We start from the raw sequence: 12016 nt of genomic DNA, 5'->3' as shown, positions 1-12016 counted from the left end.
TCAGGAACAATCGTTTTTGTCGCATATGGCAGCAGTTTCGTTTTGCTTGCTAAAGTTGCAAATAAACAACTGCCATAACCAATTTAAGGCTACGTCAAAACCTCTACAATGGAAAACCTAATTATTGACTATCATGTAGTTAAATAATGAATGACGGTTATCCGGTTATGGAGATCAGGAAATCGTACAAACTGGCTTCATTGCTGGTTAATCCCAGCTTTTTGCGTAGGCGATAGCGACCGGTTTCCACACCGCGAATAGAAATGCTCATCAGGTGAGCGATCTCTTTACTGGTCAAATTCAATCGCAGGTAGGCTGCCATTTTTAATTCAGTGGCTGTCAGATCGGGCCACTGTTCTTTTAACTTTTTCAGGAAATTGGAATGCACCTGGTCAAAGTGTTCGGTGAACTGTTCCCATTCCTGGGTAACATCCAGTTCACTGTCTATGAGGCGGATGATCTTTTGGAATTCCCTGGATGCGGCTTTGGTTTCCTCATTGTTTTTGAAGGCACTGAGGTCGTCCTTTATTTTGGAAAATATTTCCATTTTTCGCACCAGGTTCATGGCCGCTGAAGCCAGTTGCGAATTTTTATTTTCAATATCTGCCTGCAGCTTTTCATTTTTCAGCTCAATGATCTCTTTTTCCCGTTTTCCCATTTGCAGTTCGTGCTGCATTTGTAACTGCTTTTGCTGCTCGGCATAGCGTTGTTTCTGTTGTGCTAACTTTAGCGCCTCGCGTTTGCGGTATTTATGTTGTTGTCTTTTATAGAACCAGTACAACAACGCAAAAAGTGCCAGGGCATATAAGGTATATGCCCACCAGGTACGATACCAGGGCGGTAGAATGGTGAATGAAAAACTCGCCATGGGCGATTCATTATCAACATTGGTACGGCTTTTTACCTGAAAAACATATTTGCCAGGTGGCAGGTTGGTATAATATTTTTCCGTTTTCTGGCTCCAGTCACTCCAGCCCCTGTCGAAACCCTTTAAATAAAAGCTATAGGCAGTATTATATTGCTGACCATAAATAATAGCACTGCATTCAAAGTGCAAAGAATTGGCAGCGTACTCAATAGCTTGTTTGGCTTCATTGGCCGCAGATAAAGCATACCCCCCAAAGATCAGGTCTTCTTTTCTGCTGGAGACCTGTACATTCCTGATCAGGGTGGTCAATGGATATTTACTTTTTTTATACCGCGCATAATTAACATGGAAGAAACCCTTTTCGGCAGCTATTAAAACATTATTGCTGTCGATGATATTGATGTTCTCAAATCCGTTCACTGTGATCTTATCATCCAGTTCAGGTATGTAAACCAACCGGTAATTTTCACCGGTACGCTCTGCCACCCCAACCCGTTTATGACTGCAAAACCAGATATTTCCGGCTTTGTCTTCCTTCATGTATTCTATTTGAATATCACCAAACACTTTTTTCAAAAAAGCCGACGGTTTAAAATCATTGATGGCATCGTCAAATTCAAAAATACCATTATCTGAGGCCAGGACCATTCGGCCTGCAATACTGTACAGGTGGTTATGGTTTTGTGAAAGAAATTTATTTTTATCGTTGTAATTGGTGACCACTGGCGCGTTCTTTCCATCAAAAGAAACAATGTATACTCCTTTATAAGGATGAATTGCCCATATGAGGTTTTTATGTTTTACTATAAAGCGGGCCGACTCAAACCTGGACTCGAACAGCGTGGAGAACCGGTTGTTGGCGTAATTGAAGAAATTGATCCCATTGTAAGTCCCTGCAATCATCACCGAAGAAAATAAACTGTCGTGCAGGGGAAGAAAACCCCAAAAGCCGTTCTTATTATCGAGGAGGATCGCCTTGTTGTCTTTTATAATATACGCCCCAAGGCTATGGCCCATCAACACTTCGCCATTCACTTCCGAAATATTCCATACCTGCCCTTTTGTATTTTCAACCAGGGAAAAAGCACTTTTTGCATAACTGATGTCACCGTCATTTAAGGGGAGCTCGGTTTTATACAAACCGGTTGCTACACCCAGGTACAGGGTGTTGTTATGAACAAGGGAGGTGTATCCACTGTTGCGGTCAGTTGGTTCAGGGAAAATATTCTTAATTGCATTGTTATAGGAAACCAGGTCAATGCCATTATCAAGCGCCAGCCATAGGTTCTGGTCCTTATCTAAAAACAGGTTTTGTACGTTGTTGGTCTGGATACCTTCATTCTTGGTGAGCTGTTGAATGAACTTCCCGTTTTTGTTCATAAGGATACAGCCACCCAGGTTGGTGTTGAAAGCAATAGTGGAATGCGGCAGTAAACGGGCGCCAAAGATGTTTTTAGCGGCCATTTCTTTTATATCGGGTGTTTCAAAATTCGTTACCACATTTCCCTTTAGTATGAATAGTCCTTTTGATACGGAGGTCAGCAACAGGCTGTCATTCCCCAGATCTATCACCGATTTCAACAAGGTACCATTTGGAAAACTTCCTTTTTTAACCCGGGGAACCCATTGGCCATTTTTATAATACACCAATCCATTTTCAGCATTGTATGCCAGCACTTCGTTATTGGCATAACCTAAAAAACTCCAGAATGTACTATTGAATGCTTTAATGGTGCCGTTGTAGTAATCGAATATTTTCCGGTGGGCGTGAAAGAAGATATGGTCCTGTACAATTTGAATGGTCCAAACATCGGCGTAATCGCTGTCCTTTATTAATTGCTTTAAGGAGGTATATACCAGTTCGCCGTGGTCATTGGGGTAGAAATAACCAAACTCCTGTTGCCCGCCTACATATATCCTGTTGTTTTTGTCAATGGCCAGTGAACGAACAATAGTGGCATTGGGGATGGGGTAGGTACGCCAGAAACTGCCATCAAAAGTGAGTAGCCCATTGTTGTTGGCAAAATACATAATGCCGCGGCTGTCCTGTGCAATGTCCCAGTTCTGACGGCCGGCCTTATAATTTTGTTTAAAGAAGTTGGTAATATTGGGTATACCAATGGTGTTTTGCGCATATGCAATAGACCCGAAGTACAGTACGACTATTAACAGGGAAATTGATCTCATATGCAGCTACTCGTTTCGTTTGGTAACACAAAATTAATGACTTTACCGGATAGGGCAATGAGGGGATTGTTTGATAAACATAATGCCAATTTCTTACAATTTATAGGCTTTTATGTGCGAAATTTATTGCCTTGCTTTAAAACCTTACTATGAAATTGTATAAAAATATTCTCCGTTTTGTTCTACTGATGTTGGTAGTGGCACTGGCTTATGGCGGCTGGTATGCCTGGCGGGCCTTTCCTATTATCAGCGGATACGGGGCCAAGAATATGGCATCGGCAGTTTACCTGCAACATCGGAATCCCGAAAGCGTATTAAAAGAAGAACTGGGCTTTTTTCCTGTTTCAAAAGGGACCTATACCATTAATCCGGAAGATTCATCGGTAACTGGGTCGGTATGGGGTTTTGCCAAACGTAAAGCTATTTACAGAACAGGTTTGGGTTGCACTCTGGTGAATGATCTTTCTGAAGCCGAAATTCGAAAACAACATTTTTCTTTACCAGTCATTCCTTCTCAAAACGTGGATACTATTGCCTGGCCTTATGGTGATAAGATCTCCGATAGCATTTCGCCTGTTGTTGATAACAAAGCTTTACAACAGGCTGTTGACAACGCGATGCAAATGCCTTCAAAAAAAGGCGACCCTGCTTATACCCGTGCCTTCCTGGTTGTATATGATGGAAAAATTGTTGGCGAACGGTATGCTCCCGGGTTCAATAAAAAATCGGTAATGATAGGCTGGTCAATGACCAAGAGTTTAACCTCTGCAATCATTGGGGTATTGGTGAAAGCCGGCAAACTGGATCCCAATTCCCCTGCGCCTGTACCAGAATGGCAACATACCAATAAGGAAAAGATCACGCTTAAAAATTTATTACAGCAGTCTTCGGGACTGGATTACACCGAGAACTACAACAGCCCCAGCGAGGCTACCAATATGTTGTTCAAACGGGCCGACATGGGCGGTTTTACTGCCAAACTGCCCTTGAAATATGAACCGGGCACCATTTTCAATTACTCCAGTGGGAATGCCAACATCCTTGGCCGTATCATCAGGCAAACGGTGGGGGATTCCATATATGCGGCATTTCCTTATAATGCCTTATTCCATAAGATCAATATGTATTCCCTGGTATTGGAACCCGATGCTTCCGGCACCTATGTCGCTTCTTCTTACAGCTATGCCAGTGCCCGCGACTTTGCGCGCTTTGGGTTATTGTATTATAATAATGGCGTATGGAACGGGGAACAGCTGTTACCGGTAAACTGGGTAAAAGAAACGGTTCAACCCGCACCCGCCAATAAACAGCTCCGCTACGGTTACCAGTTCTGGTTGAACGGGCTTGATGACAAAGACCCCAACAAACGCTGGTTTCCCGATGCACCGGCCGATATGTACTTTGCCGATGGTTATGGCGGTCAGAACATTTTCATAATCCCTTCTAAAAAACTGATAATCGTGCGGCTGGGGGTTCGCACGGTTGATGAAAACAAATACCTGAAGGAAGTGATCGCCGCTATAAAAAACTAATCAATCCAAAAAACTTAACTTTACCGACTATGTCCATTTTTATATTAACCATCGGGCTGTTTGTACTATTCCTTGTTCTTTTAATTTCAGGCATTGTAAAACAAAAACGGAAGTTGATTTATTTCTCCCTGCTTGCACTACTTCTGTCTATTGGCGGTGGATTATATATCGGAGTTATAATTGCCAAAAAAGCATACACGGTAATAAAAGATGCCAAAAATCCATTTGCAAAACGTACCGGTCTGGAAATATATACCGCACTGTTTGATGCACCGGAAGCAAGCTGCGTACGGGTAACCAATAGTATGGACCAGGTTGTTCCCCGGCTAGATTGTTGTATCTGGCTTGAATTTTCAACCTGCCCCGGGGAATTGAGGCGCATCATTGATAAAAAACAACTCACTCCATTTTTAAAGGAGGGTGACTCGCGTGGAGATGTGCCGGCTAAAGTGATCACTGAAATCAACGTCCCTGCCTATGGTCCCAAGCCAGCCTGGTTTAAGTTACAAAATCTAGGGGAAGGCTGTAAAGCGCTGCGTAAGTATCCCATCGATCCCAATCATGATCTAATCCTTTACTTTTCAAAAGACAGCACCCATGCCCTTTATTGCGACATGGCCGACTAGCATCCAATTGTTTGAATTTTGCAATCTTTTGTTTGAATCCTATAAAGTGACTACCGGGAGGCCGTCGTAATTTTACAAGGAAGGGCTGATACCTATCAGCCTTTTAAAACTACAAATTGCCTAAATTTACCATATGGCCAAGACAGAAACACTGGAAGATTTTTATCGCCAGAAAATGAACTGGTTACCGGATAACCTGAAAAAAGATATCGGGCACTTTAACGTGTTCAAGGTAGAGGATTGTGTAGGTCAGGGCAAAACACCGGTTGAATATACCCGGCGCGATTATTACAAGATAGCCCTGATGCAGGGGCCTTATGTTTATCATTATGCAGAAAAGAGCCTTGAAGTAACGGGTTCTACCCTCATCTTTTTCAGCCCCAATGTTCCTTACACCTTTGAGCCATTGACCGATGAACCCAAAGGAGCCTTTTGTATTTTCAAGGAAGCCTTTTTTACTGAACGCATTCGTGGCGGGATCAAAGACCTCCCCATGTTTATTGCAGGTAACAAACCCAGCTACGCACTGGATAAAACGCAGGATAAATTTGTGAGTCAGATCTTTGAGAAGATGATCGATGAGATCAAATCTGACTACGTTTACAAGTACGACCTCATCCGCAACTATATTATGGAAATGATCCATTATGCGTTGAAGATGCAGCCTACTGAAAACCTGTATCAGCATACAGATGCTAATGCACGCATCACCGCTGTATTTACTGAATTACTGGAGCGCCAGTTCCCGATTGAATCACCAAACCAACGATTCACCTTGCGGTCGGCCCGGGATTTTGCTGAACAATTGTCGGTACATGTTAATCATCTGAACCGTGCCATTCGCCTTACAACCGGTAAAACCACTACCGATCATATTTTCGACCGGCTGGTGAGTGAAGCAAAGGCGTTGCTAAAACACACGGACTGGAATATATCCGAGATCGGTTATAGCCTGGGGTTTGAAGAGCCAGCACATTTTAATCACTTTTTCAAGAAGCAAACGAGTATGACGCCTTCTTCTTTTCGTAATTAATTTCCTGGTAACAGTTGATTTTGTTGAAGGGAGTAGCGGCAACGTTAACCAGTTGGCAAGTTGATAGGGTTGACGGAGCTGACTGAGTTAATACAGGGTATAATAAGATATACAAAGGCAAGAAGTAGAAAGTATGACCTTCTATTTCTTGCCTTTAACTTTTTACACCTCCAGATCAGCCTTCCTTGTCCACATTTCATCTCTTTCCTTACAGCTCATTATATAAAGCTCAGGAAACATACTAACAGTATTCATCCTTTATCAACCTTATCAACGCTATCAACCCTATCATCTCTATCATACCACCCCACCTTATAACATTCAAACATTATAACACCCAGCCACACTTATTTGAATTATACAATTATCTGTTTGAAAGCGATAATAATGCACGCCTAACCTCTCTATACCTTTGTGTCATCAGTTCATGAACGAGCAACAACATTTAAAAACCTTACAAATTAAAAACAACTTAGTATGAATAAGAAAATATGGTATGTTACCGGCGCTTCAAAAGGGCTGGGCCTTGTTCTGGTAAAAACATTGTTGAATAAGGGATATCGTGTAGCAGCTACTTCCCGAAATCTGAACGAACTGCAACAGGCAGTAGGTGTTACCAATGATGCATTCCTTCCGCTGGCAGTTGATCTTAAAGATGAAAAAAGTGTAGAAAAAAGTATTAAGGATACGGTTACACGTTTTGGCGGTATCGATGTAGTAGTGAACAATGCCGGTTACGGCCTGCTAGGCAGCCTGGAAGAATTATCTGATGCTGAAGTACGGCAGAATTTCGACGTCAATGTATTTGGAGTATTGAATGTGATCCGGAAAGTATTGCCTTATATGCGCAAACAACAATCAGGACATTTCTTTAACATCGCATCCATTGGTGGTTTTACCGGTAACTTTCCCGGTTTCGGCAGTTACGCCGCTACGAAATTCGCCATGCATGGCTTTTCTGAATCGATGGCTGCTGAAGTAAAACCATTTGGCATCACAGTATCCATTGTATCACCTGGTTATTTCAGAACAGAGTTCCTGGCTGGTTCGCTTGGTGTTCCAGCAAATGAGATAGAAGCGTATAAACTGGTACGTGATTCACAACAAGCTCATACGCAAAGCATCAACCATAACCAGGCTGGTGACCCTGCCAAAGCGGCAACTGTTATGATTGAAATTGCCGAACAAAAAGAACCACCCTTGCATTTATTCCTTGGTAAGGATGCTTATGAATTTGCTGATGTCAAAATAAAAGCTGTACAACAGGATATGGCTGCGGTAAAAGAACTGGCAACTTCTACTGATTTTGATCAATAGTTGAATAACAATCGCAACAAAAAAGCCCTGACTTTATGGTCTGGGCTTTTTGTATTTATAGCTCTCGCTTTTATTTTTTGATCAGTAAGCTTTTTGTCAGTTTGTTCTTTCCATCACTCCATACCAGTTTGTACATACCGGTTGGCAATCCGCTAGTAGGAATAGTTGTTTGCAGGGTGCCTTTTCCAATTGAAACAGTGTTTACTATCCTGCCATTCATATCAATCAGCTGCAAACGGGTAACGTGGTCCGTCGCCGGCTGCTGCCAGATAACATAACCAGATGCCGGGTTGGGATACAAGGCAAATAACTTTGAATTTACTGTTGTACCTGCAACAACCACTCTAGCCAATGAATCTGGTGTGCCTGTTGTGTCTGGAATAAATGTAAAGCCATTTTTAGCAGATAAGCCAACTGACGAGATCACATAAACAGCTCCGCTGGCGCCGCTGTCAACAACCGCTCTGATAAGGGTGTCAGATAAAACAGTGAAGCGATTAGCGGGAACTCCACCAAATTTCACCGCAGTTGCATTCAGGAAATAATGGCCGGAGATGTATACCGAGTCGCCGCGTTTCGCACTGGTTGGGAAAAATTTAAAGATATGCGGTGGTATGCTGTCGTGAACAGTAGTATCGGGCACACTGGTTGAATCAGGTATAAATGTAAAGCCTGATTTTGAAGCTGTGCCGGTTGATGTGGTCACTGATACAGCGCCTGTAGCACCAGCACCTACTATTGCTTTAATCACGGTATCGGAGTAAACAAAAATGGTATCTGCCCTAACACCGCCAAAGCCTGCTGACGTAGCTGCAGTAAGATGTACACCAACAATCGTTACCACTGTTCCCTTTTTACCACTGGTGGGTGAAAACGAAACGATCCTGGGTGTGTCAACTGGCGGAATGGTATCGCGAATAAATGTAAAACCCGATTTGGAAGCGGTACCACGGGGTGTGGTCACTGATACAGCGCCCGTTGCACCTGTATCTACGATTGCCCTGATAGTTGAGTCAGAAAGTACGGTCATACTACTGGCCCAGATACTACCAAAACGTACCACGGTAGCTCCGGTAAAATGAATGCCAAAAATTGTAACCGCTGTTCCTTTTTTACCGCTGGTGGGTGAAAATGAAATAATTCTGGGTGTATCAGCTGGGGGAATGGTATCGCGAATAAATGTAAAGCCCGATTTGGAAGCGGTACCACGGGGGGTAGTCACTGTTACAGCGCCCGTTGCACCCGTATCTACGATTGCCCTGATAGTTGAGTCAGAAAGTACGGTCATACTACTGGCCCAGATACCACCAAAACGTACCACGGTAGCTCCGGTAAAATGAACGCCAAAAATTGTAACCGCTGTTCCTTTTTTACCGCTGGTGGGTGAAAATGAAATAATTCTGGGCGTATCAGCTGGGGGAATGGTATCGCGAATAAATGTAAAGCCCGATCTTGAGGCTGTACCATGGGGTGTGGTCACTGATACAGCGCCCGTTGCACCTGTATCTACGATTGCCCTGATGGTAGAATCTGAAAGTACTGTCATACTACTGGCCCAGATACCACCAAAACGTACCACGGTAGCTCCGGTAAAATGAACGCCAAAAATTGTAACCGCTGTTCCTTTTTTACCGCTGGTGGGTGAAAATGAAATAATTCTGGGTGTATCAGTTGGGGGAATGGTATCCCGAATAAATGTAAAACCCGATTTTAAGGCAGTACCGCCTGGTGTGGTCACTGATACAGCGCCCGTTCCACCCGTATCTACGATGGCTTTAATAATGGAATCGGAATAAATAACGATACTACTGGCCCGCACGCCACCAAAGCGTACTACGCTGGTACCGGTAAGGTTTACGCCCAAAATAGTTATGGCTGTTCCTTTTCTCCCACTGGTAGGTGAAAATGAAATTACTCTAGGTGAGTCAGGAAGTAAAGTATCAGCTGCCATTGATGAAAACCCACGATCAATAGGGTGCGCCATGGCGATCTGACAAAACAATAATAAAACTGCAATTACACTCCTTTTCAGGACGAGGTAAACATTTCGCATAGATAATATTTAATGGTTAAGAAATGGTAATGGATCTTCTTCACAAAAAGATTTCCTATGTAATAGACATAGAATATCTTTTGTGACACTATATTCCCTTTTGTTATCTGGCTTTTATAAAATTTGAAAGTTGCCGGAGACCTATATAGAAGGATGCTTAACAGTGAAATGGATAACCGTCAGGCAAGTTAGCGATTTGAGAAGAGATCCGAGTAAAGTACAAAACAATTAATTTTACCATAACCGTTACTAAATATTCCAGCAATCTTTACAAAAGCTGGTGTGTATCTTTCAAAATACCCATTACAAAAATACTTTGGGTGTGACTAATTCCTTTTATCATACTCAATTTATGCAGATAGAAATCGTGGTACGTTTCCATATTTTCCGAAACGATCTTTAACATAAAGTCAAATTGTCCTGAAATATTATAACACTCCAGCACTTCCGGAAAACCGTTCACCGCATCGATGAACACTTTTGCAATTTTGCGATTGTGTTCTTTCAATGAAATATAACAAATGACCATGATGCCTTTTTTAACCTTACGGTGATCGAGCAGGGTTGCATATTGTTTAATAACTCCACTGGCCTCCATTCGTTTTATGCGTTCATGAACCGGGGTAGCGCTTAAATGAATAGTAGCAGCAATTTCCCGCACGGTAAGCTTTGCATTCTGTTGTAACAGACGAAGAATGGCATAGTCTTTTTCATCGAGGACAATAGCAGCGCTGGCCGTTTGTTCTGATTTTGATCTTGCACACATATAAAAACATTTACTTGTTCCTTTATATATCTCTAAATTACCCCATTTGTTCTAAATATTTATTTATTAACCGTACAAAACAATATATAAATAGTTTTGCACAGAACAACTGAGGCACCCGATGCGTAGAAAACAGATCATATTGCTTGTAGCTTCCACTGCTATATTTTTTGAAGCGCTTGACATTGCAATTCTCAACCTGGCCATTCCTTTAATGCAAAAGCAGTTTCAGTTAGATGCGGAAACTGTTCAATGGGTGCAAACCGTGTATGTGCTTTTTTATGGAGGCTTCCTGGTAATAGGCGGCAAACTGTGCGATACACTCGGTCGCAAAAATATTTTTCTTACCGGTGCCGGGCTTTTCTTATGCACCTCATTGGGAGCGGGTCTTTCGAACAGTTTTATTATGCTCACCGCGTTCAGGGCATTGCAGGGTTTAGCAGCCGCCATGGTAATGCCATCGGCATTATCTATTATTACCAATACTTTTACTGTACCTGAAGAACGGAACCGGTCGATAAGTATTTTCAGTTCGTTTGCAGCCATTGGTTCGGGTTGCGGTCTGGCACTGGGGGGTATTGTAGCAACTTATTTAGGCTGGCAATGGATCTTTTTTATCAATGTGCCTGTGATCTCCTTGGCCCTTATACTTGCTTATAAGTATATCGATAAAGATGTTCTTAATAAACACCGGCAGTTCCCTGATATAATCTCCAGCATATTATTAACTGTAGTGATAGTACTGATCTCGTATGTGGTGCATAACCTTCCCGGGGTTTCAAAAAATTATCAGCGGCTGCTTGCTTGTACGGTAGTGATCGTTGTAGCCATGTATATTTTCAAACGACGTGAACGTACCCGCCAGCAACCGCTGATCGATTTTTCTTTATTCCGAAGTACCGGCACCATTACCGGCAATGGAATAACCATATTATTGGGTGCCTTTTTCTTAAGTTACCTGTTCCTGCTGTCACTGGTATTACAGCAAAATATGCATTTCAGTGCGGCACATGCCGGATTACTGCTTTTCCCTTTTAGTGTGCTGTCATTTTTGGTGTCCCGCTACGTTGTGCCGGCATTGTTTAAAAAACTCACTGTCCTGCAAACCGGTATCCTGGGTATGTGCCTGATGTTGTCAGGCGCATTATTATTAATGACAGCCATTCTCTTTGGTCACCCAATGTCATTGATCTTATTATCTATTGCCTGTGTTACCGGCAGTGGCATGTCTGTTTGTTATCCCAGTTTAACAGCCCTTGCCATCCGCGATATACCCGATGCCCAACAGGGTATAGCTGCCGGCGTTTGCACCACCTCCTATTTTATTGGGGCAGGGTTAGGTCTTTCCCTGTTGGCATTGGGCATGCAATTAGTAACTGCCACTACAACCACCGTAAACCATGTTTCTGTTTTACTGGTTGGCTGTTTTGCGTTACCAGGTGTTATTTGGTTACTCCTGGTTCGGAAGAGAATACAGTCGTGAAACGAAAATGGGCAATAGGCAATCAATGTCATTTAGTTAAGCGAAATGGAGAGCGCTAAATCCTCCCGATGCATCGGGAGGCCGCAGGGTGCAGCACATAAACACTGATGATAGGGGTGGGTATTAATTTGATTAACCTATTATGAAACAC

The 12016-nt window shown here is 42.7% G+C and carries 8 protein-coding genes; 5 read left to right on the top strand and 3 right to left on the bottom strand.

The window, feature by feature from the left end; translation table 11 throughout:
* Nucleotides 1-157: 157 nt before the first annotated feature.
* Nucleotides 158-3055, bottom strand: coding sequence for a triple tyrosine motif-containing protein (locus J7I42_RS07985; RefSeq protein WP_209138246.1), 2898 nt, complete (start codon nucleotides 3053-3055; stop codon nucleotides 158-160).
* Between the two features lie 149 nt (nucleotides 3056-3204).
* Between J7I42_RS07985 and J7I42_RS07980 the strand changes: the two genes are divergently transcribed.
* The 4 genes from J7I42_RS07980 (at nucleotide 3205) to J7I42_RS07965 (ending at nucleotide 7563) form a co-directional block, all read left to right on the top strand.
* Nucleotides 3205-4587, top strand: coding sequence for a serine hydrolase domain-containing protein (locus J7I42_RS07980; protein ID WP_209138245.1), 1383 nt, complete (start codon nucleotides 3205-3207; stop codon nucleotides 4585-4587).
* A 29-nt stretch (nucleotides 4588-4616) separates the two neighbouring features.
* Entirely contained in the window at nucleotides 4617-5213 is a 597-nt protein-coding gene (locus J7I42_RS07975; protein WP_209138244.1) for a hypothetical protein, read from the top strand.
* 133 nt (nucleotides 5214-5346) lie between these two features.
* Nucleotides 5347-6246, top strand: a complete 900-nt coding sequence (locus J7I42_RS07970; RefSeq protein ID WP_209138243.1) for a helix-turn-helix domain-containing protein — start codon at nucleotides 5347-5349, stop codon at nucleotides 6244-6246.
* 477 nt (nucleotides 6247-6723) lie between these two features.
* Nucleotides 6724-7563: an oxidoreductase gene (locus tag J7I42_RS07965; protein WP_209138242.1), complete on the top strand. Its 840-nt coding sequence runs from the start codon at nucleotides 6724-6726 to the stop codon at nucleotides 7561-7563.
* A 70-nt stretch (nucleotides 7564-7633) separates the two neighbouring features.
* Here J7I42_RS07965 and J7I42_RS07960 read toward each other — a convergent pair whose 3' ends face one another.
* On the bottom strand, nucleotides 7634-9616 hold the full coding sequence (locus J7I42_RS07960; RefSeq protein WP_209138241.1) for a T9SS type A sorting domain-containing protein: 1983 nt from the start codon (nucleotides 9614-9616) through the stop codon (nucleotides 7634-7636).
* A 268-nt stretch (nucleotides 9617-9884) separates the two neighbouring features.
* Nucleotides 9885-10382, bottom strand: coding sequence for an Lrp/AsnC family transcriptional regulator (locus tag J7I42_RS07955; RefSeq protein WP_209138240.1), 498 nt, complete (start codon nucleotides 10380-10382; stop codon nucleotides 9885-9887).
* Nucleotides 10383-10503: 121 nt separating this feature from the next.
* Between J7I42_RS07955 and J7I42_RS07950 the strand changes: the two genes are divergently transcribed.
* Nucleotides 10504-11865 carry an MFS transporter gene (locus J7I42_RS07950; RefSeq protein ID WP_209138239.1) on the top strand — a complete coding sequence of 454 codons (1362 nt, stop codon included), beginning with the start codon at nucleotides 10504-10506 and terminating at the stop codon, nucleotides 11863-11865.
* Nucleotides 11866-12016 lie beyond the last annotated feature (151 nt).

Origin of the sequence: Niastella soli (assembly GCF_017742245.1) — a bacterium.
In the GTDB taxonomy this organism is placed as follows: Bacteria; Bacteroidota; Bacteroidia; order Chitinophagales; family Chitinophagaceae; genus Niastella; species Niastella soli.
The sequence above is the reverse complement of the archived record's forward strand: the minus strand, read 5'-3'. Positions and strand labels throughout refer to the sequence as shown.

Coding starts and splice junctions, on each gene's coding strand:
- J7I42_RS07985 (WP_209138246.1), bottom strand. CDS start 3,055: ATGAGATCAATTTCCCTGTTAATAGTCGTACTGTACTTCGGGTCTATT.
- J7I42_RS07980 (WP_209138245.1), top strand. CDS start 3,205: ATGAAATTGTATAAAAATATTCTCCGTTTTGTTCTACTGATGTTGGTA.
- J7I42_RS07975 (WP_209138244.1), top strand. CDS start 4,617: ATGTCCATTTTTATATTAACCATCGGGCTGTTTGTACTATTCCTTGTT.
- J7I42_RS07970 (WP_209138243.1), top strand. CDS start 5,347: ATGGCCAAGACAGAAACACTGGAAGATTTTTATCGCCAGAAAATGAAC.
- J7I42_RS07965 (WP_209138242.1), top strand. CDS start 6,724: ATGAATAAGAAAATATGGTATGTTACCGGCGCTTCAAAAGGGCTGGGC.
- J7I42_RS07960 (WP_209138241.1), bottom strand. CDS start 9,616: ATGCGAAATGTTTACCTCGTCCTGAAAAGGAGTGTAATTGCAGTTTTA.
- J7I42_RS07955 (WP_209138240.1), bottom strand. CDS start 10,382: ATGTGTGCAAGATCAAAATCAGAACAAACGGCCAGCGCTGCTATTGTC.
- J7I42_RS07950 (WP_209138239.1), top strand. CDS start 10,504: ATGCGTAGAAAACAGATCATATTGCTTGTAGCTTCCACTGCTATATTT.